The sequence below is a fragment of the Clostridia bacterium genome, assembly GCA_035561135.1.
In the GTDB taxonomy this organism is placed as follows: domain Bacteria; phylum Acidobacteriota; class Terriglobia; order Terriglobales; family Acidobacteriaceae; genus DATMYA01.
In genome coordinates this window covers 1-25,932 of the sequence record DATMYA010000011.1, presented here as the reverse complement: position 1 = coordinate 25,932, position 25,932 = coordinate 1, and the positions used below count along the sequence as shown (strand labels likewise).

At 57.9% G+C, this 25,932-nt stretch carries 25 protein-coding genes; 18 read left to right on the top strand and 7 right to left on the bottom strand.

Translation table 11 applies throughout. The features are described 5' to 3' along the window. The 3 genes from VN622_03780 to VN622_03770 form a co-directional block, all read left to right on the top strand. Positions 1-261: RDD family protein (locus VN622_03780; protein ID HWR34976.1), on the top strand; the 261-nt coding region annotated here is incomplete at its 5' end. A gap of 241 nt (positions 262-502) precedes the next feature. Next, positions 503-922, top strand: a complete 420-nt coding sequence (locus VN622_03775) for a hypothetical protein (GenBank protein ID HWR34975.1) — start codon at positions 503-505, stop codon at positions 920-922. A 536-nt stretch (positions 923-1,458) separates the two neighbouring features. Beyond that, complete coding sequence (locus tag VN622_03770; GenBank protein ID HWR34974.1) at positions 1,459-2,853, top strand: glucose-6-phosphate isomerase; 1,395 nt, start codon at positions 1,459-1,461, stop codon at positions 2,851-2,853. 90 nt (positions 2,854-2,943) lie between these two features. Here VN622_03770 and VN622_03765 read toward each other — a convergent pair whose 3' ends face one another. Continuing rightward, positions 2,944-4,266, bottom strand: coding sequence for a cation:proton antiporter (locus VN622_03765; GenBank protein HWR34973.1), 1,323 nt, complete (start codon positions 4,264-4,266; stop codon positions 2,944-2,946). A 194-nt stretch (positions 4,267-4,460) separates the two neighbouring features. Next, positions 4,461-5,399, bottom strand: coding sequence for a polysaccharide deacetylase family protein (locus VN622_03760; GenBank protein HWR34972.1), 939 nt, complete (start codon positions 5,397-5,399; stop codon positions 4,461-4,463). A 59-nt stretch (positions 5,400-5,458) separates the two neighbouring features. Between VN622_03760 and gltX the strand changes: the two genes are divergently transcribed. Continuing rightward, positions 5,459-6,991 (top strand): glutamate--tRNA ligase, encoded by a 1,533-nt coding sequence (gene gltX / locus VN622_03755; protein ID HWR34971.1) that lies wholly within the window; start codon positions 5,459-5,461, stop codon positions 6,989-6,991. Next, positions 6,988-7,473, top strand: coding sequence for a Cys-tRNA(Pro) deacylase (ybaK, locus tag VN622_03750; protein ID HWR34970.1), 486 nt, complete (start codon positions 6,988-6,990; stop codon positions 7,471-7,473). The genes gltX and ybaK overlap by 4 nt, the downstream gene beginning before the upstream one ends. 131 nt (positions 7,474-7,604) lie before the next feature. Here the strand turns inward: ybaK and VN622_03745 are convergent, their stop codons facing one another. Beyond that, positions 7,605-8,729, bottom strand: coding sequence for a beta-propeller fold lactonase family protein (locus tag VN622_03745; GenBank protein ID HWR34969.1), 1,125 nt, complete (start codon positions 8,727-8,729; stop codon positions 7,605-7,607). A gap of 154 nt (positions 8,730-8,883) precedes the next feature. On the opposite strand from VN622_03745, the gene VN622_03740 reads away from it, so the two are divergent. After that, positions 8,884-11,100, top strand: coding sequence for a bifunctional (p)ppGpp synthetase/guanosine-3',5'-bis(diphosphate) 3'-pyrophosphohydrolase (locus tag VN622_03740; GenBank protein HWR34968.1), 2,217 nt, complete (start codon positions 8,884-8,886; stop codon positions 11,098-11,100). Between the two features lie 345 nt (positions 11,101-11,445). Next, complete coding sequence (locus VN622_03735; protein HWR34967.1) at positions 11,446-11,823, top strand: RidA family protein; 378 nt, start codon at positions 11,446-11,448, stop codon at positions 11,821-11,823. Between the two features lie 113 nt (positions 11,824-11,936). Here the strand turns inward: VN622_03735 and rpmB are convergent, their stop codons facing one another. Further along, positions 11,937-12,125 (bottom strand): 50S ribosomal protein L28, encoded by a 189-nt coding sequence (gene rpmB, locus VN622_03730; GenBank protein ID HWR34966.1) that lies wholly within the window; start codon positions 12,123-12,125, stop codon positions 11,937-11,939. A 378-nt stretch (positions 12,126-12,503) separates the two neighbouring features. Between rpmB and VN622_03725 the strand changes: the two genes are divergently transcribed. Next, positions 12,504-13,100 carry a phosphoribosyltransferase family protein gene (locus tag VN622_03725; GenBank protein HWR34965.1) on the top strand — a complete coding sequence of 199 codons (597 nt, stop codon included), beginning with the start codon at positions 12,504-12,506 and terminating at the stop codon, positions 13,098-13,100. 522 nt (positions 13,101-13,622) lie between these two features. On the opposite strand, the gene VN622_03720 is transcribed toward VN622_03725, so the two are convergent. Next, on the bottom strand, positions 13,623-14,078 hold the full coding sequence (locus tag VN622_03720; protein HWR34964.1) for an energy transducer TonB: 456 nt from the start codon (positions 14,076-14,078) through the stop codon (positions 13,623-13,625). 152 nt (positions 14,079-14,230) lie between these two features. Here VN622_03720 and VN622_03715 point away from each other — a divergent pair, with 152 nt between their 5' ends. From VN622_03715 to VN622_03670, 10 genes are all read left to right on the top strand, one after another. Then, positions 14,231-14,659 (top strand): hypothetical protein, encoded by a 429-nt coding sequence (locus VN622_03715; protein HWR34963.1) that lies wholly within the window; start codon positions 14,231-14,233, stop codon positions 14,657-14,659. 527 nt (positions 14,660-15,186) lie between these two features. Beyond that, positions 15,187-15,606, top strand: coding sequence for a DUF971 domain-containing protein (locus tag VN622_03710; protein HWR34962.1), 420 nt, complete (start codon positions 15,187-15,189; stop codon positions 15,604-15,606). A gap of 119 nt (positions 15,607-15,725) precedes the next feature. Next, complete coding sequence (locus tag VN622_03705; protein ID HWR34961.1) at positions 15,726-18,299, top strand: UvrD-helicase domain-containing protein; 2,574 nt, start codon at positions 15,726-15,728, stop codon at positions 18,297-18,299. A 74-nt stretch (positions 18,300-18,373) separates the two neighbouring features. Continuing rightward, a complete protein-coding gene (locus tag VN622_03700; protein ID HWR34960.1) occupies positions 18,374-18,526 on the top strand; it encodes a hypothetical protein in 153 nt (50 codons plus the stop codon). Between the two features lie 112 nt (positions 18,527-18,638). Further along, positions 18,639-20,207, top strand: coding sequence for an amino acid permease (locus VN622_03695; GenBank protein HWR34959.1), 1,569 nt, complete (start codon positions 18,639-18,641; stop codon positions 20,205-20,207). Between the two features lie 168 nt (positions 20,208-20,375). Then, on the top strand, positions 20,376-21,455 hold the full coding sequence (add, locus tag VN622_03690) for an adenosine deaminase (GenBank protein ID HWR34958.1): 1,080 nt from the start codon (positions 20,376-20,378) through the stop codon (positions 21,453-21,455). A gap of 66 nt (positions 21,456-21,521) precedes the next feature. Beyond that, positions 21,522-22,235, top strand: coding sequence for an amino acid racemase (locus VN622_03685; GenBank protein ID HWR34957.1), 714 nt, complete (start codon positions 21,522-21,524; stop codon positions 22,233-22,235). Continuing rightward, positions 22,222-22,635 carry an ACT domain-containing protein gene (locus VN622_03680; GenBank protein ID HWR34956.1) on the top strand — a complete coding sequence of 138 codons (414 nt, stop codon included), beginning with the start codon at positions 22,222-22,224 and terminating at the stop codon, positions 22,633-22,635. The genes VN622_03685 and VN622_03680 overlap by 14 nt, the downstream gene beginning before the upstream one ends. 1,010 nt (positions 22,636-23,645) lie before the next feature. Continuing rightward, complete coding sequence (locus VN622_03675) at positions 23,646-24,032, top strand: hypothetical protein (protein HWR34955.1); 387 nt, start codon at positions 23,646-23,648, stop codon at positions 24,030-24,032. Positions 24,033-24,139: 107 nt separating this feature from the next. Further along, positions 24,140-24,694 carry a transposase gene (locus VN622_03670; GenBank protein HWR34954.1) on the top strand — a complete coding sequence of 185 codons (555 nt, stop codon included), beginning with the start codon at positions 24,140-24,142 and terminating at the stop codon, positions 24,692-24,694. Here VN622_03670 and VN622_03665 read toward each other — a convergent pair. After that, entirely contained in the window at positions 24,654-24,776 is a 123-nt protein-coding gene (locus tag VN622_03665) for a hypothetical protein (protein ID HWR34953.1), read from the bottom strand. The two genes, VN622_03670 and VN622_03665, sit on opposite strands and share 41 nt — an antisense overlap. 354 nt (positions 24,777-25,130) lie before the next feature. Then, the coding region (locus VN622_03660) for an RHS repeat-associated core domain-containing protein (protein HWR34952.1) at positions 25,131-25,932 on the bottom strand (802 nt) is incomplete at its 5' end.

Here is a 25,932-nt window from a genome sequence, read left to right as displayed (position 1 = left end):
GTGCCGTGCTTCTTCTGGTGCGTTTACCAGTATCTGTTGCTCGTATATTGCGGGCGCACTGTAGGCATGCAGATGGCAGGCATCACGCTCCGAACGTTCGAAGGCCGGCATCCGAACTGGGCCGAGCGCAAGAACCGCGCGCTGGCGCTGGTGCTCTCAGGCGCATCCATGGGCCTCGGATTCGTGTGGGCGTACGTCGATCCGGACATGCTCTGCTGGCACGATCGCATCAGCCGAACCTATGTAGCTCCGGTCAGTTAACGTCAACTGGCGCTTGCGCGAGGCCTTCTGGCTGGCACGCCACTACGACTTCAACGTGTGGAGCGAACGCAAAGGAATCGAGAAGTTGAAGTACATGCATCGCAATCCGGTGAAACGCGGCCACCCGCCAGCCGGGCTTGGTTCAGCAGACGTCCACTTGGGGTCAGCAGAAGACCTCGGTCTTCCGCTCATTCATCAATGTGTTCAAGAAAGAGACGGGGTCGGACTGAGCGGAGGCGATATGAAATGGTGGATTGCTTTGACGATTCTAGCGTTGATGTTCGGAGCTGGGTGCAGTCACAAGCTGCCGCTGCGCATCGTTCAATCTGGCGATAAAGTCACAGTGGATGTGCAGACACTCGGAGAATACCAGACTACAGTGAAACGCATCAGGCTCGTGAACAAGACCTCGCGGGCAGTGGTCTGGGAGTTGAAGACTCAGTCTGGTACGCCACAAATAAACCAAATCGAACTTAAGGTTGGTGAGAATCCGGTGGCTCTCACCGGCGTAGCCTCGGGAGCATATGCGGTGGTGACTCCCACTGGCATTGCCGCGTTTTCATTATCGCTCGATGTCGATTACGAGATTCAACTATGGGGCGAAGACCTCGAGTCGAGTAAAGCCACGGGAACGTTCCGCCTTGCGGATCGCCCCTCGTGAATTCTACGTGTATGACGCTGGGCATCAGTACGATGCCCAGGCTGGTGGCCCACATCTCTGACGGTGCCCCACATCTGCGCGGTGTTCGCAGATGTGGGTCTTTCCTTTGTGACAGTGCTACCCTCTTTGCATGCCGTACGGGCTCAAGCGATACCACGAGACGAATCAGTCGCACTTCGTGACCTTCAGTTGTTACAAGCGGCAACCGGCGCCTCGCTGACGCTCGTCCGTGTAACGTATTCATCGACTCCTTCGAACGCATGCGCCGCAACCATCGCTTCCGTGTCTACGGATTCACACTGATGCCCGAACACGTCCACCTGCTCATCTCCGATCCCGAGATCGGCACCTTGGCGCGAGCCATTCAAGCGCTGAAAATTTCCGTCGCCCGAAAGCTCGCCCCCTTCCGCAGCGATCCGGAAAAACGCCTTTGTGGCAGCAGTGACGCTTTGCGCGCGCGGTGCCCGGCGTTTACTCTTGGGTGTTCTGATTCTGTTATGACGCTGTGACATCTCCCTCTTACCAGGAAGACAAATATGGCAGAGATTCAATTCAATTTCGACAATGTGATGGAAAACCGTGTCGGCGACGACGGGCTTCGTCCCGGTGAACTGGACGAGAAAGCGGCGAAGGCCGCAGTCGCGGCCTTCCATTCGCGCGTGCAAAGCGGAGACATAGGCTTTCCGTTATTGCCCGAGGATACGCGCACGGCAACGGCGATTTCCGAGTTCGCGGATGATTTGCGTCCGCAGATCGATGACGTGTTGCTTGTCGGCATTGGAGGCTCCGCGCTGGGCGCGTACGCGCTTGACGTGGCGATGCGCGGGCCGCATCCGGTTCAGAGTCCGATTGGCAACTCGCAGCGGAAGGCAACGTCCTCGGCGCGGCCAGGGTCCGTGCGACCGCGCCTGGTGGTGCTCGACAACGTTGACCCGGGCCTGGTTGCGGCGGCGCTCGATGGCCTGAACCCCAAGCGGACGGCCGTGTGCGTAATCGCCAAGTCGGGCTCGACGGCAGAAACGCTCAGCACCTTCATGATCGTGCGCGAGTGGCTCACCGTGGCGCTTGGCAAAAAAGCACGTTCGCGGATCATCGCCATCACCGACGCGCAGAAGGGCGACCTGCTGGCCATCGCCAGGCAGGAGCAGTATCCGCTGTTCTTCGTGCCGTCGAATGTAGGAGGGCGCTTCAGCGTCTTCTCGACCGTGGGACTGGTTCCGGCGGCGCTGATCGGACTGGATATCAAGCGGCTGCTTCGAGGCGCGAAAGAAGCCAACGCGCGCTGCTGGCAGACCGACGTGAAGCAGAACCCGGCGCTCGCGTCGGCCCTCGTGCATCATGCGCTGAATACCAAGCGGCGCAAGAGCATTGAAGTGGTGTTCGCCTATTCCTCCTACATGTGGGGATCGGCGTTCTGGTACCGCCAGCTCTGGGCGGAGTCGCTGGGCAAGCGCGTCAATCGCAACGGAGACACCGTTGAATGTGGACAGACGCCGGTGGCGGCGCTCGGCGTAACCGATCAGCATTCGCAGGTGCAGCTTTACATCGAAGGGCCTCGCGACAAGATGATTACGTTCTGGGAAGTTGCGAAGCCGCGAGTGGATCTGAAAATTCCGCGTGACTTCCTGCAATACGATTCTTGCCGCTACCTGGCAGGGAAGAAGCTGGGCGACTTATTCAGCGCAGAACGTCGTGCCACCGAAGCTGCACTCACGGAAGTCGGCCGCCCGAACTGTCGTTGGACGCTGCCGCGTGTCGATGAACAAACGATGGGCGCTTTCTTCCAGATGCTGGAATTCCAGACGGCGTTCGCGGGCGAGTTGTACGGCGTTGACGCCTTCGATCAGCCGGGAGTCGAGCTTGGCAAGAAGCTCACGTACGGGCTGATGGGCCGCAAGGGATACGAGGACTTCGCGAAGCGAATCACGTAAGAACGTGAACTCGCCGGATCAAAGCACGGTCGAAGCGACCGTGCTTTTTCTTTTGAGGTAGGCGGTGAGCTTGAATGCAGCGCGTCTTGCTCAGGCGGCAATTTTGTCGCTGGCTGCGGATTCGCCCGGCTCGATCGCAACTTCTGCTTGTTGGCTCGATAGCAAAGGCCAACCTTTGCGGAGCACGTATTCGAGCCAGAATCCGGCTGCTTGCGACGTGATCACGGCGACCAGCACAAGAGTCGTATAGAACGCGGCGTTGATGACGCCGGCATCGTAGGCGACGCTGGCGAGCACGATTCCCGGCCCTCCGCGTGCATTGGTCGCGACGGCAAGGTTGACGGTATCGCGCCATCCAAAGCCTGCGAGTTTGGCGCCAAGCCCGGCAGAGAACAGCTTTACCGCGCACGCCAGGAGGAGGAACACGGCGAGCATGGAAAGCGAAAAGCTCCTGCTGAGATCGAGGCGGTATCCGACGACGGCGAAGTACAGCGGGATGAAGACGGCGAAGGAGAATGTCTTGAGCGAGTCGAGAGAGTCGGCCATGCGTTCGGCATCGGCCGCCATGCCAAAGCCTGCCAGAAACGCAGCGAACACAAGGGAGACATCGAGAGCAGCCGCAACTGCCGCATATGCCAGCAGAACCACGACGACGTAGCCAACCGGAGAAGCCTTGGCAAGGATGTTCCAGCGCGCGCGGTTCAGCCGTTTCAGTAGTCGCGGAGCAACGGTCAATCCCAGCGCGAAGTACACCAGGGTCGCTACGACATGCTGCACGATTTCTGCCTGCGGAATGGTGGATGATGCGGCGAGCGCCGTCGCGATGGCGAGCACCGCCCAGAGGGCGATGTCTTCCAGAACGGCGACGCCAAGCACAAGTCGAGCGAAGCGCGTGTGCAGAATCTTAAGATCGTGCAGTATGCGCGAGATAACCGGAATCGAAGTTACGGCCACGGCAATGCCGACGACCAGCAGCAGTGAGACGCGGTTCCGGGCTGTGCCCGCCAATAGATACAAGGGCAAAAAGGGAGCGGCCGCAAGGGCAAGAACGAACGGAAGGCCGGTCCCCACCGACCCGAGCCAGGCGATTTCGCGCCGATCGCTGCGTTGGAACAAACCCTTCGTCTCGGCGCCTGAGGTGAACATGAGGAGCATGAGTCCCATGTTGTAGAGAAAGCCGAGAACCACCTCGTGTGCTGGAGCGATGGCATTGCCCGTCCCGCCCGGGAACACTGCGGCTGCGACCGCCGGGGCAAAGTGACCAAGAGTCGAGGGACCCAGAAGAACGCCAGCGAGGATTTCGCCGATTACGCGCGGCTGGCGCAATCGCGTGAATACGTGTCCAAGCAGGTGCGCTGCTGCAATCAACAAAAATAGCTGGAGCGTCAGGGTTCCAAAATCAGCGTTCGACATGAAGTCCGGGCCAGAATAGGTAACGCAGCATAGGATGAGAATGGGGTTCTCTGTGCTGCCTCGACGAGAAAAGCGTATTCATGTCTGACTGCAAGTCGTCTGGCGACTGATGTCTGAAGTCTGATTTCTTACGCCCTCGCCCAGGAGGACAATTTTTATGGTGGGCGTGCAACTACAGTTCAGGCGGCTACAGTTCAGAGGTTCAGCGCGTCCATTCTCGGCTTTTCGTAGGGTTCGTCCTCGCCCGGGTAGCGAAGGATGGACTCGAACTTGCCCGCTTCTTTCGCCAAGGCCCAGATGAGGCTTTCTCCGGCAGGAAGAATCTCTGGCTGGCGTTGGTACACAGGATCTCTGTATGCGTCATCCGCGCTGATTACCTGCCATCCCTTGTCCCGGTAGGAACGAAGCAGATCGTCGAGGAAAAGCGCGTTCAGCAGGTTGTGGTGGATGAGTAGCGTGTGCCGCACGGGGCCGCCCAGAACCTGGTGCGCGAGGTCGTCGTAGTAGCGCGAACGCTCCGCGATATGTGCGAGGTAGAAATCGCGATAGGGTGCCAGGTCTGCGTCGGACTGCTTCTGGAGCCGAGCCAGCAGGCGGGCGTCGATTGCCCAGTCGGAAGCATCGATTGTTGCGCGTCCCATTCGGTAGCCTTTGTTCGAGAGGAAGCGGCGAACGCCATCGCGCTTCTCTGCCGTCTCGCCCTCCTTGAAGAACGGAAAGCGAAAGAGCTTCCGAAACTGCGGGAATGTCGAGGCGACGCTCTCACCTCGGGCGATGTCATCACAGAACGCAGGAAGTGTTATGCGCTTGGAATGCAGATACCAGTGCGAATAGGTATGGTTTCCGAGCGTATGCTTCGCATCGCTCCAGGTGCCGAGCAGTGCGCGTCCGGCATCGCTATCGACGCGCATCCCGCAGACGAATAGCGCAGCCTTCACCTTGTGACGATCGAGGGCGTCGAGAATCTTGCGATTGATTTGTTCGCCCGTAAGGCCATGCGCCTGCTGCAACCTGGGATCGTCCATGGTGATGGCGACCTGCGGTTTGTGGGTCCGCGTAAACGCGCGGGTGTTGCCGAAGGATGCAATTGTGGCGCTGACTCCCAGGGCACGCAGAAATGAGCGACGATCCATTTACGGATACTAACGCAGCCCGACAACTCCGGCCCGAGAGTGTCTGCTAACATTTCTGCATGGCTCATCCAGCAGGCTCTTCGGGCGCGAAAGTGCGCGTCCGCTTCGCTCCCTCCCCCACCGGTCATCTGCACGTAGGCAATGCGCGCACGGCGCTATTTAATTGGTTGTTCGCCCGCCAGCAGGGCGGAAGCATGGTGTTGCGCATAGAGGACACCGATGTCGAGCGCAGCGAAACTCGCTTCGAGACGCAACTGCTCGAAGATATGAAGTGGCTCGGCATCGACTGGGACGAGGGGCCGGATGCAGGTGGGCCGTTTCCGCCCTACCGGCAGTCAGACAAGTTGGGCGTCTACAAGGAACACGCGGAGCGCCTGGTTTCCGAAGGCAAGGCTTACTACTGCTTCTGCTCCGTAGAGGAGCTGGAACTTCATCGCGAGCTGGCCATGAAAGAACAGCGCCAGCCAAACTATCCCGGAACATGCCGCAACATCGATCTCGCAGAGGTGCGTCGACGGCGAGACGCAGGGGAGACTTACGCCATTCGGCTGAAGATTCCGGAACATCCGATTCGCTTCCACGACATGGTTCGTGGCGCGGTCGAGTTCTCGAACGAAGTGGTGAGCGATCCGATCATCGTGCGTTCCAGCGGCGTGCCGGTTTACAACTACGTTGTCGTCGTCGATGACGCAGAGATGCAGATTACGCACGTGATTCGCGGCGACGATCACCTGTCGAACACTCCGAAGCAGGTTGCGGTGTATGAAGCCTTGGAGTGGCCAGTGCCGGAGTTCGCGCACCTTTCTACGATCCTCGGACCGGATCGCGAGCGTCTTTCAAAGCGCCACGGCGCGACTTCGGTAGCGAACTTTCGCGACATGGGTGTGCTGCCGGAAGCCTTGATGAACTACATGGCGCTGCTGGGTTGGGCACCAACAGGCGGTGCGCGCGAGATATTCTCGCCGGCAGAACTGGTCAAGGAATTCGACTTGCGACGGGTAACGCCTTCGCCCGCGATCTTCGATTTTGAAAAGTTGTACTGGCTGAACCGTCACTACATCAAGGAATCGAAGCCTGAGCGGATTGTCGAACTGGCGCGTCCGTTCTTTGTCGCCGCTGGCATTTTGCCACAGCAACCTGCGCCGGAGTTCGAGACGTGGTTCGCAAGGCTGGTCGGAGTACTCGCGCCGTATGTGGACAAGCTCGACCAGATGCCTGAACGTGCGGCGAAAACACTGGGCTACGACGCTACGGCGGCACTAACGTCGCGGGACAACGCCGAGGTGATGAACTCGGCGACCACGCCAAAGGTGTTGGATGCTTTTGCAGCAAAGATCAACGCCGAGGCACAGCCACTGCCAGCGGAACGCTTCAAAGCGATTCTGAATGAAGTGAAGGCCGAGACCGGAGTCAAGGGGAAGGAGCTGTTCCATCCCGTGCGCATTGCCGTGACGGGTACGCACTCGGGCCCGGATTTCGACAAGCTGATTCCCGTGATTGAAGAAGGCTCGCGGCTCGCGCTGCCAATTCACGTTCTGGGCGTCCGCGAACGCGTCGAGCAGTTCGAGAGAGCGCGGTCTAAAGAGCGATGAGCAAGACGAACGCAGCGCGGATTCTCGATGAACTCGGAGTGAAGTACGAGCTTCGCGAGTACGAGGTCGATCCCGACGATCTCTCAGCGGAGACGGTAGCGGCGAAGGTCGGCTTTCCACCGGAGCAGGTATTCAAAACGCTGGTGGCACGCGGTGACCGCAATGGCATCTGCCTTGCGGTTGTGCCCGGCAACGCTGAACTCGATCTGAAGGCGCTCGCGAAGGCCAGCGGCGACCGCAAGATCGAGATGGCTCCGCTCAAAGAGGTTCAGCCGTTGACGGGCTACATACGAGGCGGCGTGACGGTGTTCGGATGCAAGAAACCGTATCCGGCCTTCGTGGACGAGACGGTCTATCTCTGGGATGTGATTTCGATTTCGGCGGGAATGCGAGGGCTGCAGATCCTCATTGCGCCGGACGATTACATAAGCTCAACGAAAGCCACGGTCGCGCAGATCGCGCGCGAAAAGCAGAATCAGTAAAGCGAAGAGAGAGGCGTTCCAGTGCGGCCCTCGTTCGCGAATCAGGCGAGCAACTTCGATACCTTCCTATTGCAGCGCAGCGACGAGCGCCGGGCTAATCAAAGCCGACGCCCAGTCACGAGAATGCGCGCTTAGGGCCTTGCCACCGCCATTGACGCAGGAGCAGTTCCGACGGTGAACGGCGAGCCGGTCACGGGCGTCAAAGCGCCTGTTGAGGCCGTCACAGTGAAAACGGAAACCCGGTTCCCACTGTTTATGACAAACAACAGATTGTTAATGGAGTCGTAAGCCAGCGCAGTCGGTTGCGCGACGTCTGTGATGGTAATTCCGGCGGTCAACGCGCCCGTCGTTGCATTGGCGTTGAGTTGCGTGATGGCGTTGCTGCTTCTGTTGGCGACGTAAAGGAACTTGCCTGTCGGGTCAAACTGCATTGCCACAGGATCGGCGCCGGAGGCGATGGCGCCAGCTTGCGCCACAGGTATTCCGGTGTTGGGATCGAGTGCGAAGGTGAGCACCTGATTCGAGCTACCATCAAGCGCGTATAGGAATCTGCCGTTCGGCGAGACAGCGATGTTGTTCAAGATTGTGGCCGGGGTGAACGGCGATCCCGCCATGGCTGCGAGCGCGCCCGTTGCGGTGTCTAGCCGGAATCCGGCGATGCCGGTCGCGGATTCGACGTATACGAACGTTCCACTGAAGACGATGGCACGCGGGCTGAACGATACCGTCATGGGCGAAACGGCCGCGACTTCAGACAGCGCCCCGGTGCTTGCGTTGATGGAGAAAATGGAAAGGCTCAGCGAGGTCTGGTTGCCTACGATAAGGAACTTTCCGCTGGGATCGACAGCGAGAGTGCCCGGTTGGGATCCAGTGTTAGCTGCGGCAGCCCCTACGCTGCTGAGTGTGCCATTGGCTGCAATCGTGAACGCCGATACGGTGCTGGAGTTCATGTTGGCGACGTAGATGAACTTTCCGTTAGGCGCGATCGCGACAGCGATGGGCTGCGCCCCGGCGATAAACGGCGAACCTGCGACCGGGGTTATGTTGCCTGTCGCGGCAATGCCCAGCACGGGAACACTGTTGGACCCTGAATCGGCCACGACCAGGTATGTAGCGGCGTTTGTCCCGGATCCGCCGCCCGTACCGCGGCCCGGCGTTACGCCGGTATTACCGTCGCAACCGGTCCAGACGAGAGAGGTCACGGCTAAAGACAAAACCGCACAGAGCAGAACACCCATGGAACGCAGGGACGGCATGGTTCCCTCCAGGATTGCACCTCGCCATGGTAGGAGCCCCCGCTTGCGTCCGCAAGGTGACGAAAGGTTTTGCTCCCAAGTAGTAACGCACCGCCTGGCGAGCGGCAAACAGCCACGTTTTCAGGCACGTGTACTGCGAGCGTTATAATCGATTATGGCGACGATACGCCAACAGATCGCGACCAATGTTTTGACGGTCACTAAGTTCCGCGACCTTCTGAAGAAGGCTCGCGTGAACCGTCCGAATGACGATCTGGAACTCGTACGCAGAGCCTACGACTTTTCCCTCCTGAACCACAGCGGACAGACCAGAGCTTCCGGCGAACCCTATCTCGTTCATCCTCTCGAAGTAGCGACCCTGCTGGCGGAGATGAAGCTGGACACAACGGCCATTGCAGCCGGCCTGCTGCATGACTCCGTGGAAGACACGACGGTCACGATCGAGGAGATCAACAAAAAGTTCGGCGAGCAGGTCGCGCACATCGTCGAGGGCGTCACCAAGATCAGCAAAATCGACTTCGCCTCGCGCGAAGAGGCGCAGGCCGAGAACGTACGCAAGATGATGCTCGCCATGGTGGATGACATCCGCGTGGTGCTCATCAAGCTGGCCGACCGTCTGCACAACATGCGGACCCTTGAGCACCTGTCAACTGAGCGTCAGTACAAGATTGCCAAGGAGACGCTGGAGATCTACGCGCCGCTGGCCCACAGGCTCGGCATGGGCAAGATCCGCGGCGAGCTCGAAGACCTTGCCTTCCCCTACGTGGACCCGGTCGGGTACAAGAAGGTTCACGATGCCGTGGAAGCGCGCCGCAAACAAGGTGAAAAACTGCTGGCGCGCATGGAATCGCTGATCACGTCGAAGCTGAAGGAGAACGGTCTCCAGGTACGCGTGGATTCGCGCATCAAGCGGATGTACTCGATTCACCAGAAGCTTCTGCGTCAGAAGATCACCGTGGATCAGATGTACGATCTGCTCGCGTTGCGCATCATCACCGAGTCGGTCAATGACTGCTACGCCGTGTTGGGCATCATCCATAACCAGTGGCGTCCGGTGCCGGGACGCATCAAGGACTTCATCGCGATGCCTCGGCCGAACCTGTACCAGTCGCTGCATACGACGGTGATTGCGGAAGACGGTCATCCCTTCGAAGTGCAAATCCGTTCGCAAGAGATGCACAAGATGGCCGAGGAAGGCATCGCCGCCCACTGGAAGTACAAAGACGGCCCGATCTCGGCGCGCGACGAGCAGCGCCTCTCCTGGTTGCGGCAGGTCGTGGAGTGGCAGCGGGAAATGATCGATCCCAGCGAGTTCCTGTCGACGCTGAAGATTGATCTGTATCCGGAAGAGGTTTACACATTTACGCCGAAGGGGAAGGTCGTCATTCTGCCGCGCGATGCCACCCCGCTCGATTTCGCGTACACGATTCACACGGAAGTCGGAAACACCTGCGTAGGCGCAAAGGTCAATGGTCGCATCGTGCAGTTGCGCTACAAGCTGCGCTCCGGCGACATCGTTGAAATTCTCACCCAGGCAGGGCATCACCCAAGCCGCGATTGGCTCGGCATCGTCAAGTCGTCGCGTGCGCGTCAGAAGATAAAGCACTGGCTGAACCTGCATCAGCGTGAACGCGCCATCGAGATCGGCCGCAAGCTGATCGAGAAAGAAGCGCGCAAGTATCGTCTGGCGTTCAAGGAAATCAAGGACTCAGAGCTGCAGAAGGTGGCGATCGAATACGGCGTCGCGCGTCCCGATGACCTGATGGCCGGCATCGGATACGGCAAGTACTCAGCGCGGTCGATTCTTGCCAAGGTTCTGCCGGCCGGGGCCAGTGAAAACGGTACGTCCGACGAGACGACATCGAGTTTCACCAGTGTCGTACGGCGCGTCTTTGGTGGTGGCGGAAGTTCGGCGATCACGGTGCGCGGGCACGACGACCTGCTGGTCTACCGCGCGCGCTGCTGCAATCCGATTCGCGGCGAAGAAATTGTCGGCTATGTCACGCGCGGCAAGGGAGTTGCCGTGCATTCGAAGACCTGTCCGAATGTCGAGAACCTGATGTACGAGCCCGAGCGGCGCATCGCCGTTGAATGGGGTGCCAAGGAACCGAAGATTGGTGGCTCAAGGCCGTCGTATCCGGTGAAGCTTACCGTCCTGGGAGACGACCGGGCGGGCATGTTGAAACAGATCACGTCCGTCATCAGCGACGACAATACGAATATCCGCACCATCGAGGCGCGCGGCGTGGATAGCTACGCGACCATCGATGTCGTACTCGACGTTAACGACGTCTCTCACCTGAACCGCATTGTTATTGGCCTCCGAAAGATTCCTGGCGTGCGCGACGTACAACGCGTGCAAAAGCTGTAGTACTGTTGATCTACTAAGTTGCTGGGTTACTACAGACCTTATCTTTCTGAGCGGAGCGACGCAGTCGCGGAGTCGAAGGACCACTTTAATCTGCACCGAACTGGACAAATAGCTCCTTCGACTCGGGCTCAGGACGGCCAACCCTTTCATGCTCATCGGTCAGCGCGTCAGCAGCTCAATTCCGCTTTTCAGATCGAAGTTCTCGCGACTGTCGATTCATTGAGGTGAGCGGAGATACACTGTTCTTGAAGTCCCGCCGGGATGGGTGGTGCCGATGGCGAAGTCCGGGAACGGCCGGCGGCCGAAAGAAAATTTTTTTCGAAGCACCGAAAGGAACTGTAAGTCATGCGTGAAGTGATAGCAACAGCCGACGCGCCGAAGGCGATCGGCCCGTACTCGCAAGCCATCAAGGCAAACGGATTTATTTTTGTATCGGGTCAGACACCACTGGACCCTTCGACGCAGCAGATGGTGGAAGGTGGCGTCGCCGAGCAGACCGAGCAAGTGATGAAGAATATTGCCGGCATTCTGAGGCAGGCTGGGTCGAGCATGGAGAAAGTCGTACGCTGCGGCGTGTTTCTGAAGGATATGAACGACTTTACGGCGATGAACGAAGTGTACGCACGCTTCTTCACTTCGAATCCGCCCGCCCGTTCGACCGTGCAGGCCGCACGCTTGCCGAAGGATTGCATGGTAGAAATCGACGCAATCGCGATTGAGTAGACGGTGCGCGCCAGCAGAAAAATTAAAGCCTCCGCCGCGGCGGAGGCTTTTGCATACACCAATCCTAATGTCCCGGGCACCCGCGAAGCGCGGTCAGTGCTTCATCGAGTTCGTTACGCTTTTACGATCTTGCCGCCACGCAGGCAGCTGGTGCAGACGCGCATCTTCTTGTTGCCTTGCGTCGTCTTCGCCTTCACCGGATGAAGATTGACGTTCCAGCGGCGCCGGGTTTTGTTGTGCGCGTGCGAGACGTTATTTCCGAACTGCGGACCTTTGCCGCAAACTTCACAAACCTGTGCCATGACTGGAAGCTCCAGAGAGAATTACGCCCCGAGGGCTGGTGGCTACCGTGACGGTTCAATTCGCCAAGGGTGCCCCGTTGCAGACTAGGGCTATTCGAGCGAGGGTTGAATCTGGCTCGAACGGAAGGCTGTCGCCAAAGGTTAGATTGTACCGGAGTTAATGCGAATTCGGCAACCCTGAGGCTTTTCTGGTGCTGGATCGGTTACCGGGTCGCCCGCCCTCCGCCCGTAATCCGTTAACCGGGCTCGGCATAGATAGGGTGTGGTAAGGCCATCATCAACAGTAATCTCGGTGGCCGTCATTGTCTCCTAAGTCATACAATTTGAGTTTGCCACGACGCTTGGCGTTGATTTAGAGGCAACTAAACTGTCCATGACATGAAAGCTGACGATCTCCTTTCACTTGCAAACGCTCGACATGGCTATTTCATGTACGAATCCGGCTACCACAGCGACCTGTGGTTCGACCTTGAAACTTTATGTCAGCGACCAGCTTGTCTTCGCCCGTTTGTGCTGGAACTCTGCAGAGAAATCACTGAGATTAAACCGGAGGTGATTTGCGGGCCGCTGATTGAAGGGGCTTTCGTGGCTCTGGTTGCAGCATTGGAATTGCAGCGGGAATTCGTATACACATTACGTCTTGATGAAAGCACTGAAGAACGCATGTTCGCAGTGGCATATGAGCTTCCACAAGCGCTGCAACAGTCGGTGGCGGGAAGGCGCGTTGCGGTGGTGAATGATGTAATCAGCGCCGGGTCGGCCGTGCGGGGAACTTTGCAGAGCCTCAGGACAGCGGGTGCCGAGGTAGTCGGCATTGCCTCTCTGGTCGTACTTGGCGACTCCCTCTTTAGATTTGCTGAACAGCAAGGCATTGTGGTGCGAACCCTTGTTGCGTTGCCGAACGAAATGTGGGCGCCAGCAACATGCCCATTGTGTATGGACGGAATCCCACTTCAGAAACTCGCGCACCATTAAGCGTCGAACAGCTGGGTTCTGAGAGACCGGAGTGCGTACGACATCTGCGGTAAATCCCTGTACCGTAAGTAATCCAGATCTGCGGGACAGTGAGTGGTATGGCCTGATACCGCCAACTATCTCTTGACGAGTCGTGGGGCAGCGCATAAAAACTGCATCGGAGCGTTCTGGAGCGCAGATGCGCAGGTGGATTATCGCCGCTGCCGTTGTGGGATTCCTTATTCCCGTTTGGTGTGGGTTCTTCCAAATGCTGCTGTTTACTGCAAAGGATGTCCCACCGTGGCTGGACTTTGTGTATTGGAGGCTGCCGTACATTATCTGTCCGCCTTGGGCGCTTGGAGACGGCAGAGCTTTTTGGATGATTGGAATCCCTGTCCTCAACTCCATTCTTTATGCAGCGATTGTGTACGCACTGCTCGGGTTGAGAGCGCGGGTGAGATAGTTAGCGAGAAATCCCCTTACCACTCACAATCGGGAGTTGCTGGATAGGTTACGGTATGGCCTGATATCGCCAACAACCCATCACTTGAGTATGGTCATTGAAGGGCCAGACTCCCCACACGAAATGTTGCACAGAGTGAACTCCATCCGACGAACATATGCGACCTTCTCGCCGCCCACATCGACTGGAGTGAACTTCCATTTGCTGAGCGCATCTTCGACAGACTTGCGAATTATCGGATGGCCAATCAGGCTTTTCGTGCAGATTACATGGCCGTCGGGTGCAACGAGTACATCCACGATTGTGGTTCCCTTTATGTCCCACTGTTTGATTGGGCCGGAGATGTCCTGCTTGTGTATTGCTTTGGACTTCATGTCGTCCGACGTAAGGAGCGCAATTTTACCGTCAGGCTTGTGAAGCACCACATCGTCGTACTTGCACGGCAATTTAGGTTCCGTCTGCGCGAATGCCACTCCAGCGAGTAGCAACACGCCAAACGGAAGCACGGTTCGCAGTCTCATATCTTGAATAGACACCGGAACTTGGGGCTTTCGAAGTGGCTTCTTGAAGATAGTTGTTGAGATATCGCCATCTCGTAAGCAATCCAGATTTGCGGGATAGTGAGTGGTATGGCCTGATATCGTCAACAATCGTGGAACTTAGCTGAGAATCGGCGTAAAGTGCTGACGTGACTGACTCCGTTCACCACCGTTACGTCGCGCGGCACTGGCCATTTATAGTCGCATTTGCTGCGTGGTTGCTGCTGGTGTCGGTATTCTCACAATCAGAAATCGTCCGTGCGGTTGTTGCTGTCGCTTGTATCGCGCTGATGTTTGTTCAATGGCAAATTTATCGCAACGCGAGTAGAGGCGCACACCTCGCATTTCTGTCACTTGTGTCAATCGGGTTCGGGCTGGCGAACATTTGGCTGGCGCTAAATGTGGCGCGGTTCTACACCTACGACGGTGATGCTGGCAGCGGCCTACACATGAGCATCATTCGCATTCAAGACGCGTTGCTCTGGATTTTAGCGGCCCTCGCCGCATTCATATCTGTCTGGGTGCTATTTGCAACTGTTCGTTGGTTTGCCAAGCGCATGGCAGCTGTTGCTCGGTAGCTGACGATATATCGCCTTACCACCAGCTATCCACCTTCCCCGGTCCGGAGATACAGGCCAGTGTCTTGTTCGTTCGTCTCATGGTGGCGCAGGCCGACGTGCCCTCAGTAGCCATCCTGAGCCTCACTCCAAGTCCTGCAGCAGCACAATCCCGAGTGGTTCCGTTGCGGTACCGGGAGGGTTGGTCAGCACCGCCGTTCTAATCTGCCCTGCGGCGAATGTTATCGCTCCGGTGTCCGCGAAGACCTTCTTGGTGCGCGCGCGGCCGTAACGCGCACCTGCAACTTACCTTGAGGACTGCTGAGGTAGCCGGCAAATCCGCCGAAACCCACTGCGGAAAAGGTGGGAGCGACGGAAGACAAATCCGCTTCTGGGACAGTTACGTACACGTCCACGGCGCCACTGGTAGGCGAGGTAGTGACAAAACGCAACTTGAATTGGTTCGCTGCCGGGACTGAGTTGTCATCCGTCAATCGCAACATTCTGGCGGTCTGCAACGTCGCTTTGCGTGTGCGATACTAGGCTATATGTCCCCGAATGCAGAACCCAAATCGGTGAAGGTGAACAAAACCGCCGGCACCGGCATGGAGATCGAATGGAAGGATGGGCACCGGAGCGTTTTCTCGTTTCCGTACCTCCGCGACGCCTGTCCATGCGCGTTGTGTGACGATGAGCGTGGCAAAGACGGACGCGAACCGGGCGATCCGCTCAAGCCCGTGGCTGGACAGTTGCCAATGTTCAAGGCGTTGGCGCGTCCGACGGAAGTCGAGCCGGTCGGCAAGTACGCCATTCGCTTCACATGGAACGACGGCCACCAGCACGGTATCTACTCATGGGATTTCCTGCGCGACGTTTGTCCGTGCGCTGAGTGCAAAGCGCGACGCGATTCCGTGAAGGGCCTGGCCCAGGACATGAAGACACACGACAGCGAGCGCAAGCCGAATTAGCTACTAAGCTGCTGAGCTACTCAGCTACTGAGAAAAGCAAGTTCCTTTGTGGTTTCGTTTAGCGGCTTAGCGGCTTAGTAGCTCAGTGGCACTTCCCAAATAATCGGTCCCATTTTTCCATGCAGTTTCTCGAAAAACTCAATCCGCAGCAGCGCGAAGCCGTAGAGACCGTGGACGGGCCGGTGTTGATCCTGGCTGGCGCGGGCTCGGGCAAAACGCGCGTCATCACCTACCGTATCGCCCACCTGGTGGAGAACGTGAGCGTCGCGCCGGAGACTATTCTCGCTGTCACCTTTACCAACAAGGCAGCGGCCGAGATGGCCGAGCGCGTGGAGAAACTGGTGGGCGGAAGGACGTTGGCGAAGCCGGCCATCTCAACTTTCCACTCGTTCTGCGTGCGAGTGCTGCGCCGCGATATCCAAGCCCTGCAAGTCAATGGCAAGGGCTTCACGAAAGACTTCGTCATCTATGACGAAAGCGACCAGCAGATGGTCGTGAAGGCCGCCCTGCGCAGGCTCGGGATCGATGACAAGCAACTGAAGCCACAGGCCGTGCTGTCGCGCATTTCGTGGGCGAAGAACCACATGCTCGACCCCGAGGATGTTTACCTGCACTCGGGCGATCCCAAGACTGAGAAGATTGCGCAGATCTATAAGCTGTACAAGCAAGAGCTGGCGAAGGCCAATGCACTCGACTTCGACGACTTGCTGCTGGAGACGGTGCGCCTGCTGAAGGGTGTTGGCGAAGTTCGCGAGAAGTACAACCGCCGTTATCACCACCTGCTCGTGGACGAATACCAGGACACGAACCGCCCGCAGTACGAAATCATGCGGTGCCTCGCCGGCTCTCGTCACAACGTCTGTGCCGTTGGCGACGAAGATCAGTCGATCTATTCCTGGCGTGGCGCCGACATCCGCAACATCCTGGAGTTCGAGCAGGACTTCCCGAATGCCAAGATCGTTCGCCTTGAGCAGAACTATCGCTCGACGCAGAACATCCTGGAAGGCGCGTCCGCCGTGGTCGCAAACAACGTGAAGCGCAAGGGCAAGCGTCTGTGGACGGCGCGTCAGGGCGGTGCAAAGATCGGGTACTACGAAGCGCCTGACGGAGAGAACGAAGCGCTGTTCGTGGCCGACAACATTTCCAAGTACATCCAGAAATCGCTCGATGAAGGACAGACACCGCATGCGGCGGTGCTGTACCGCACGAACTCGCAGTCGCGACTATTCGAAGAAGCGCTGCGCCGCTACCAGGTCGCATATCACGTGGTCGGCGGCTTCTCTTTCTACGACCGTGCCGAGATCAAGGACATGATCTCGTACCTCAAGCTCATCCTGAATCCGGACGACTCGATTGCCCTGATGCGAGTGGTGAACACACCCACCCGTGGCATCGGCAAGACGACCATGGAAACCGTGGAGCGTGTCGCGCTCGAGACCGGCGTTTCTCTGTGGAGCGCTATCGGCGACGTGATTGCCCGCCAACTGCTTCCGGCCCGAGCGTGTGCGGCGCTGAAAACTTTCCGCGAAATCATCGACGACGCACGAGCGATGTTGCAGGGCACGTATGCCGATCGCTTGAGTGCGACGTTGCAGACGGCGAAGGCCGCCGAAGGGACCAAGCCTGCGGCCATTGATATTCCGGAAATTTCATCGGAATTGGGCGACCAACATGGCTTCTCGTTTGGCGAAGGGAGCGTAGATTTCTCGCCGGAGAGCTTTACCGACGACCATGCGACGGCAGCAGGCGACTCGGCGGAAGCGGATGAGGCGGTTGAGGGCTTTCGTGTACCTGGAGGAGCGGCAAATACCGCCGAGCTTCTGAAGTTTTTGATTGATCGCACTCGGTACATTCAACTGCTCGAAGCGGAAGACACGCCGGAAGCTTTGTCGCGCATTGAGAACCTGCGCGAACTGGTGAACGCCGCCATGGATTCGCGCGACCGCGGCGAGACCATCACGGAGTTCCTGGATCATGCGGCCCTGGTGAGTGATGCCGATCAGTTCGATTCGGCGCAACAGGTCACGCTGATGACACTGCACGCAGCGAAGGGGTTGGAGTTCCCGCTGGTATTCCTTGTCGGAATGGAAGAGGGGTTGTTCCCGCACTCGCGTACGCTCATGTCGCCCGACGAGGTAGAGGAGGAACGGCGCTTGTGCTACGTCGGCATGACGCGCGCGATGGATACGCTGATGCTCAGCCGCGCTTGCTTCCGACGGCGTTACGGATCAGACAGCGCGGAACCTACGGTTGCATCGCGATTCCTCGAAGAGATTCCTCCGCAGTTGATCGAAGACGCAGGCTCGCCCCGGCGCAAGCACATCACGGCGAATGCTGGGGATGATGAGTTCACGTCTTCGCACTACGATTACGAGAACGAAGACCAGAGAGTTCAGTACGCCATACAGAAGCCTGCGACTTCGTATTCGGGCAAGGCTTACAATTCGATCGACAATATCGCGGAGTTCTTCGCTTCGCGCGGGAAGAAGTTTTCACGGCCGAAAATTGACATTCCTGAGCCTTCAGGCAAGCGCGGATTCCGGAAAGGAGACCGCGTCCGTCACCCGAAATATGGTGAGGGAACGGTTTACTTGCGCGAAGGTGAGGGAGAAGATGCGAAGATTACGGTACAATTTCCTCGCTTCGGCTTGAAAAAGCTGGTGGAGAAGTACGCGCAACTGGCAAAGGTGTAAAACCGCAGTGCGTGAGCGCCTGTGTGTGACGAGCGCAAAGAATCCAAGAACGCAAATAAAGGAACCTAAGTCGAATGGCAAATACGAAAGCTCTCGCCAAGGAAGAACGCAAAGAGAAGAAGCGCACGGCGCGCAAGAAGGCCGCCCCAAAAGCTCCACGCACGCACCCGCGAGGTGAAAAGAAGCAGAAGGTCAAGAAGTTGGCGCGTGGCGTTTCGAAGCGCTAATTAGGGTAATTTCAAAGGGCCCGCAACAACTCAGTCGAAGCATGGCGGACGTGTATCCGCCGCCGTAGTACCGCAGGGTATGCGATGCTGGGCGGCGGTTCACGCCCGTTCTATGCTTTGGCAGTGCTCGGTAGTCTTCCCCAAAATCCATTTAGGGAGCACTCACCTGCCCACGCAATTTTTCGCCAAGAAGTCCATCGACAAGCTCATTGCGGAATCGGAACAGCCGGAACATCGGCTTAAGAAAACACTCGGACCCTGGTCGCTTACCGCGCTCGGCATCGGAGCCGTAATCGGATCGGGGATTTTCACCGTCATTGGAACCGCCATCGCGGGACAGAAGCTGCAGTTCAGCTCGATTGTTAACGCCCCGCTGCTGGAGTACCTGATCCATCGCTCCCCGACATTCGGTCGTCCGGGTGCCGGCCCTGCCATAGCGTTGTCCTTCCTCCTGGTGGCGGTTGTATGCGCCTTCACCGCGTTGTGCTATGCGGAACTGGCCTCCATGATTCCGATCGCCGGCTCGGCCTACACCTACACGTACGCCACCATGGGCGAACTGATCGCGTGGATCATCGGTTGGGACCTCATCCTTGAATACGCCGTCAGCAACATGGCTGTGGGGGTGGGCTTTTCGGCACACCTTGTAGATCTATTGGACTTCTTTGGCTTGCATCTCTCGCCACAGTGGTCGAATCCCGCGTTCCTGCCCTCGGGCGGCGCTGGTCATGCGGCGGGCTGGCACTTCGGATTCAACCTTCCAGCATTTGTGGTCGTGATGGTGCTCACCGTCGTACTGGTGCGCGGAATCCGCGAGTCCGCGGAGACGAACAACGTAATGGTGTTGCTGAAGATCGCCGCCATCATGGTGTTCGTGCTGTTTGCTTCGCGATTCATCAACCCGACGAATTGGCATCCGTTTGCGCCGAATGGATGGGGCGGAGTGCTGACCGGCGGCTCTATTATCTTCTTCACGTACATAGGCTTTGATTCTGTGTCCACCGCCGCGGAAGAAGCCAAGAATCCGCGCCGCGATATTCCGATAGGCATCCTGGCGACACTCGCCATCTGCACCGTCCTATATATCTCCGTGGCCGTGGTGCTGACCGGCATACGGTATTGGTCAACCATGGAGGGCGATGCGGCTCCGGTGGTGAATGCGCTCCGTAACCTGAATCTTCACTGGGTGCGATTGGCCGTCTTGTTTGGCGCCATTATGGGGATGGTCTCTTCGCTGCTGGTTTTCCAGCTCGGACAAGCGCGTGTGTGGTTTGCCATGTCTCGCGATGGATTGCTGCCGCGCATCTTTGGTCACGTGCACCCGCGCTTCCGTACGCCCGATTTCTCCACCTGGGTTGCGGGCGTGCTGGTGGGAATTCCTGCTGGCCTGCTCGACATTGGCACATTGGCAGACCTCTCCAACATCGGCACGCTGTTTGCGTTCGCGCTGGTGTCCGGAGGCGTGCTCATCCTGCGCTACCGCGAACCGGACCGCCCACGCGGGTTCCGTGTTCCCGGCGGACCGGTCATCCCGATTCTCTCGATCATCACTTGCGTGCTCCTCATGGCCGGACTGCCGATCATGAATTGGCTGCGCTTCTTCGCATGGCTGGCGATTGGAATGTGCATCTATTTCCTGTACAGCCGTCATCACAGCGAGTTTTCTAAAGCCCGGCGCTGATCAATAGCGCCGGGTTTACAGGCTGCCGCGAAGTCGAAGCCGTATGCAAAAGACCGCGGGCATGAGCGAAGCGAAGGAACTGCATTGTGCTGCCGCACAATTAAGCAAATCTTTCGATGTGTGACTCTGGCGCAAACTCAGGATGATATTTCTTGGGATAATTCTTTTATGTTGTCGAACTCTGCAGTGCCGCACACGCCCATCTCCGATCACGTGAAGCCCAGCGACTTCATCCTGAACTTGCCGAAGGCGGAGTTGCATCTTCACCTAGAGGGCTCGGTTAACGCCGAAACACTGGCGGAACTCAGCCGCAAGCACAACTCGGAATTCCCCTGGCAGAACAATCGCTACACACCGTCCCCCGACAGTCACCGCGAACTGACGGTGGAAGACGCGCGCCAGCTTTATTTGTACAAGGACTTCACAGGCTTTCTAATGGCGTTCAAGGCCGTGACGGAGCGCATGCGCGATGCAGACGATTACGAACTTGTCACATACGAAATGATGCGCAAGCTCGCCGCCGAGCGCGTGCTTCATGCGGAAGTGTTCGTATCGGTCGGCGTGGTCTTCTGGCGCGGACAGGACTTCAACGCGCTCTTCGAGGGAATGGAGCGGGGCCGCGCGCGCGGCGAGAAGGATTTCGGCGTTTCGATATTGTGGATCTTCGACGCCGTGCGACACTTTGGCCCGGACGAAGGCAGCAGGGTTGTGGACAAAGCAGTGCAGTTTCGCGAGCGCAACGTGGTTGGCATTGGCATTGGCGGCGACGAACGCATGGCAGGACCGGAGTTGTTCGACGAGGTCTATGCCCATGCCGCCGAAAACTCTCTTCGACTTACGGCGCACGCGGGAGAAACAGTCGGCCCGCAGTCGATCTGGGCCGCGCTGGACGTCTTGCGCGCAGAACGCATAGGCCATGCGCTCCACGCTTGGCAAGATGAGGAACTGATGCAGCGCCTCGTGCGCGACCAGGTTCCGTTGGAAATCTGCATCAGCAGCAACCTGCGCACGGGCTGTTGCCTCTCAACGCGCTCGCACCCGGTGCGCCGCTACATGGATGCTGGCGCGATGGTCACGCTGAACACCGATGATCCCGAGATGTTCGGCACCTCGCTAGCGCGCGAATACCAGTTTGCGCAAAACGAGTTCGGGTTCACCGATGGCCAACTCCGCGCCATCGCACAGAATTCGTTTCGCGCTTCGTTCCTGCCGGAAGAGAAAAAACGAGAGTTCCTCCAGCTCTTTTGATCCCGCAGCGCGTTCAGTTGTGTTTGAATAACGCGTTGCGTCGATGGAAACGGAGACCTAAGTCGAATGGCACAGCACATCGGAATCGTAGCTTGCAGCGCCGAAGGGGCCGCTCTGTGCTATCGAACAATCTGTGCCGAAGCCCCGGCGCTGATGGGCAGGCACGCGCATCCGGAAATATCGATGCATACGCGTCCGCTCAGCGCGTACATGGAATGTATTTACCGCGACGACTGGCAGGGGGTGGCAGAACTCATGCTTTCGTCGGCAGGAAAGCTATCTGAGTGCGGCGCCGATTTTCTTCTCACGCCTGACAATACGATCCATCGCGCATTTCCCATCGTCGCCGAGCGCTCGCGCCTCCCGTGGCTGCACATTGGCGAGGAGGTTGCGGCGGAAGCAAAACGCCGCGGCTTCCGGCGCGTCGCCCTGACCGGCACGAAATACACGATGGAAGGGCCGGTTTATCCAGAAGTGCTGGGGCGCAACGGCATTGAGTATCGGATACCCTCGCCGCTGGATCGTGAGAAGATCAACCACATCATTTTCGATGAACTGGTCAACGGCGTGTTGCGCTCAGAGTCGCTTGGGATTTTCCGGCAGGTGATTGATCGCCTGAAAGCCGAGGGTTGCGATGCGGTCGTGCTCGGCTGCACGGAGATTCCGCTGCTCGTTACGCCGGAGACGTCACCGCTCCCGGTGCTGGACTCCACGCGATTGCTGGCGCGCGCTGCGCTGCATAGGGCGCTAGGCAAGGAGGCCGGCGTTGGCCAGCAGTAGTTTACCTGCACGACACAGATTGCGGTTGCACGTGCTTCCCGGCGTTTACAGCGTGTGCCGCTTCGCGCCGACCGCTCCGATTCCAGAGTGGGCGCTAGCCAGCGATTTCTTTTCAATCACGCACACTCCGCACGAATTGTCCGTCGTCTGCGGCCGCGATGTCATTCCGGAACCTGTACTGGACTCGCTCAACGCGGAACACGATTGGGCATGCATTGAAATCGAAGGGCCGATTCCGTTCGAACTCACGGGCGTGCTGAACGCTTGCCTCCAGTCGCTGGCGGAAGCCTTGATCGGAATCTTCGCGCTTTCCACCTTCGACACCGACTACATCCTGGTGAAGAGTCACCATCTCGAAAGCGCCGTTGAAGCCCTCCATAACGCTGGACACTACATTTAGCTGCGATTTAGCTGAACCCAAAACCCCGCCAGCGAAGCCGTTTTTGCCAGTATTTGCACATTTGCAAATCGCGTTGACATCCTCAGGCTTAGATCGCGCCCGCCCGGCGCTTCTCCGCGCGCAACCATGTACCGGGCCAACGAAGATGCGGGTGTACGCCGTGTGGCGCGCCGTCCATAACACGAGGCCAGAGTGCGCGGCATCGATGGCACACGAAGGTTTGCACTTTTTTCGGGCAGGCACCTGTGGACGAGCTGCACTCGCTTGAAAACAAAGGGAATAAAGTTGCTTATTTTCGGTTGACTCTGAAAATGGCAGGCGTAGAACAGACTCGTTCTTTGACAGTTTCTGAAGTTTTCCCGGTTGGCGGTGAGTCCGGGGCTCAAGCGAGCTCACTACTTCCCAGCTTGGGATGGAAGTCGCAAGCACAGCCGAATACGCGAGTGTTCGGCGATTCGATAGGGACTCCGGTTCCGTCGGATCGAGAGGGAGCGACGGTTCCCTCACTGGACCGAAAAGATTCGCGACGGTGAATCCGATCGGTCCGAAAGCTGAAGATGCGAGTCTTCAGTACGCCCACCCGGCGTCGGCTGGGTGAAGCGCAAGGTGGCTGAGGCGCACATGCAAATGGCGTTCATGGCTGCCAAGCTTGTTGACGACATCCTGGGATGTGAGGAGCAGAGGGGCCGTGAGGGTCTATTAGCGATCTGCTGGTCGAGGAGAACAAGAAGCGTCGAAGGCAAGAATGAAGTCCCGGGGAGTTAGTCGGTTTACCCGGTTGGCAGTGAGCCCGGAGCCCAAGCCAGATTGATCGCGCCAAGCGGTCCGCAAGGAAAACTTGGATTGCAGGTCAGGCAAGGGTCGAAAGCAAGCTGCTGGTCGAGGCGAATCGGTTAACCCAACCCCGGGATTTCGTGTCTTAACCCCCATGCAAGCCGACGGCTTGCATTGGGCCACCCGCCAGCGTTTTTATCAAGAGCATCCGGGAAACTCGCAGAAGGAGGACGTACATGCGGAATAGGATCGCAGTGGGGATGATTTGTGTTTTTCTTTACATTTGCTTAGCGCCCGCCGCATTCGCGGTGATGAAAGTGACGGAGCCAACCAGGGCGCAGCAGGTGCGGGCAGGACTATTACGAATTGGCACCGGCGATGAAACGAGAGTTGCCGTAAGACTTCAGAGCGGAACTCGCATAAAAGGCTTTATTTCCGCCGCAGATGATGAAACGTTTACGATTTCGGACGCGAAAACAGGATTGCGACGAAACGTAAAATATTCAGATGTCGCGCAGATCCGAGCACAAAACCTCACTGGCGGGCAGAAGTTCGCAATTGGCACAGCAATTCTTGTTGCCCTCATTCTCGCCTTAGGTTGGGCTGTTGGACATAGCGACTAGCCGGGTGCCCCAGGTTCACGCCGTGCTGTTCGGCGTTAACCTGGGAGTCACTACTTCTCCGAAGACAATTTCTTTACGCCGAAGATTCACAGTCGTAGTGTCGACATATGACGGGCGGCCTCCGCAGACTACATCAGTCGAAACAGAGTCATTTCGTGACGTTTAGCTCCTATCGTCGCGGTCAGAAGCTTGTCTCTCCCGAAATCTGCCAGTTATTTGTAGAACGGCTTGAGGCGATGCGTTGCCGCTTTCAGTCGCGCGTGTACGGGTTTGTTGTGATGCCAGAACATGCACACCTTCTGCTCAGCGAACCCTATCGTGGGAATCTCGCAGAAGCAATTCATTTCCTGAAACTATCATTCTCAAAACAGGTCAAATCGATTCGCGTGGATCAAGCCCCCGGCGTGTTCTGGCAGAAGCGGTACTACGATACGAACGTCCGCAATCACCGTCAATTTGTCGAGAAACTACGGTACATTCACCAGAACCCGGTGAGGCGCGGGTTGTGCGCCACAGCCGCGGAATGGAAGTGGAGCAGTTTCCGCCACTATGCGTTCCGGGAGGCGGGGACGGTTGAGATCGAGTCGGAGTGGATAGCACGTGATCGGGAGAGTGAAAAACCTAGCCCTGCCGAATCGAGAGTGTTCCTTGTCCCAGGTTAACGCCGAACAACACGGCGTGAACCTGGGGCACCCGGCCGTTGTTTGCGGGAACAACGGTGAGGCTGATGAGATCGTCATTCATATTCGATCCGCGTGGACCCCAGCTTTGTCACCTGCAATCTCACTTCGTCCGGCCTGCAGTCCCGGCAATCGATAACCAGCGTTTCTTTATCTTTCCAAGAAACGTGAACGCGGTGAATACGCCTTAAGACGAACACATGGTTCGCAGCAACGTCCTTCTGATTGGGATCGCCTTGAATGCTCACCCACATCGTTTCCGTTGTAGTGGCCCCACAGTCCCTCGTGCGAGTAACCGCCGTCGGGCCACCCCCTGGAGCGCTGACTTTGTCGATGATCTCATCCTTACAAAGATTGCAACCGAACGACGCCGCAATAGCGACTAGCAGACCAAGCAGTGCAAACAACCGTAGCGGTCTCACTCGTTACACCCCTGTCCGGAGAAGTTGTACCCGTTGACGATCAATTGCTGATCATGCGAGTCGTCCCCGTAAGGGGCAGAGCCTAGGGCAGCTTTGATCGCGTCCCACGTCGATCCGGTGTCAGACTTCACTCCCGCGTATCCGGCCGCTCTCAGGGTTACACTCAGCGGTAGCCCAAGCGAAGCGGCGGTTGCACCGTAGTTGAAGTTTCCGAAATCCTCAAAGGGGGACTTAGGGATGATTTGCCCGAAATCATTCAAGTTCTTGGCTTGCTTGTAGTCCCAGGGCCCGTGATTCCGAACTAGTTTGTAGAACGAATACATAGCGAACGGAGCCGACTTCGCCGCTGCCATATTGGCATTGATATTCGCGTAACCGGGATGCGTTGGAACACTCGGGCAGTTCTTTCCGTTGTTTGCGGGTGCAGTGGAACCGCCACTGTCGCCGTCCACCATTAGCTCCATCTGGGCTACACTTCCGCCGCCTGTTGGCCAACCAAAAGCGAATCCTGTCGGCAGTGCGCCCGCGTTCGACAGTGAAGGACAAGGTCTGGAAACCTCCACCACAACGGAGCCGGGACTGTTCGGAATGAAGTCTTCCACTGTGCCGGGTCCGCAATCGCCGAGACCTAACGGATCAATCAGATTGGTTGGCCGGTTCATCACGTAGGCATACCTGTTCCAGCTCTGGGGATTGAGGAGATCGACGGCGGCGAGTCCTGCGGGGTCGGGAGTCAGCCAGCGTCCGGCGTTGGGCGAGTACTGGCGGAACCATGTGTGATACTGACCGCTCTCCTCG

Bases quoted from the DNA above. Each gene is read 5' to 3' on its own strand.
- VN622_03775 (HWR34975.1), top strand. From the start codon at position 503: ATGAAATGGTGGATTGCTTTGACGATTCTAGCGTTGATGTTCGGAGCT.
- VN622_03770 (HWR34974.1), top strand. From the start codon at position 1,459: ATGGCAGAGATTCAATTCAATTTCGACAATGTGATGGAAAACCGTGTC.
- VN622_03765 (HWR34973.1), bottom strand. From the start codon at position 4,266: ATGTCGAACGCTGATTTTGGAACCCTGACGCTCCAGCTATTTTTGTTG.
- VN622_03760 (HWR34972.1), bottom strand. From the start codon at position 5,399: ATGGATCGTCGCTCATTTCTGCGTGCCCTGGGAGTCAGCGCCACAATT.
- gltX (HWR34971.1), top strand. From the start codon at position 5,459: ATGGCTCATCCAGCAGGCTCTTCGGGCGCGAAAGTGCGCGTCCGCTTC.
- ybaK (HWR34970.1), top strand. From the start codon at position 6,988: ATGAGCAAGACGAACGCAGCGCGGATTCTCGATGAACTCGGAGTGAAG.
- VN622_03745 (HWR34969.1), bottom strand. From the start codon at position 8,729: ATGCCGTCCCTGCGTTCCATGGGTGTTCTGCTCTGTGCGGTTTTGTCT.
- VN622_03740 (HWR34968.1), top strand. From the start codon at position 8,884: ATGGCGACGATACGCCAACAGATCGCGACCAATGTTTTGACGGTCACT.
- VN622_03735 (HWR34967.1), top strand. From the start codon at position 11,446: ATGCGTGAAGTGATAGCAACAGCCGACGCGCCGAAGGCGATCGGCCCG.
- rpmB (HWR34966.1), bottom strand. From the start codon at position 12,125: ATGGCACAGGTTTGTGAAGTTTGCGGCAAAGGTCCGCAGTTCGGAAAT.
- VN622_03725 (HWR34965.1), top strand. From the start codon at position 12,504: ATGAAAGCTGACGATCTCCTTTCACTTGCAAACGCTCGACATGGCTAT.
- VN622_03710 (HWR34962.1), top strand. From the start codon at position 15,187: ATGTCCCCGAATGCAGAACCCAAATCGGTGAAGGTGAACAAAACCGCC.
- VN622_03705 (HWR34961.1), top strand. From the start codon at position 15,726: ATGCAGTTTCTCGAAAAACTCAATCCGCAGCAGCGCGAAGCCGTAGAG.
- VN622_03700 (HWR34960.1), top strand. From the start codon at position 18,374: ATGGCAAATACGAAAGCTCTCGCCAAGGAAGAACGCAAAGAGAAGAAG.
- VN622_03695 (HWR34959.1), top strand. From the start codon at position 18,639: ATGCTTTGGCAGTGCTCGGTAGTCTTCCCCAAAATCCATTTAGGGAGC.
- add (HWR34958.1), top strand. From the start codon at position 20,376: ATGTTGTCGAACTCTGCAGTGCCGCACACGCCCATCTCCGATCACGTG.
- VN622_03685 (HWR34957.1), top strand. From the start codon at position 21,522: ATGGCACAGCACATCGGAATCGTAGCTTGCAGCGCCGAAGGGGCCGCT.
- VN622_03675 (HWR34955.1), top strand. From the start codon at position 23,646: ATGCGGAATAGGATCGCAGTGGGGATGATTTGTGTTTTTCTTTACATT.
- VN622_03670 (HWR34954.1), top strand. From the start codon at position 24,140: ATGACGGGCGGCCTCCGCAGACTACATCAGTCGAAACAGAGTCATTTC.
- VN622_03665 (HWR34953.1), bottom strand. From the start codon at position 24,776: ATGAATGACGATCTCATCAGCCTCACCGTTGTTCCCGCAAACAACGGC.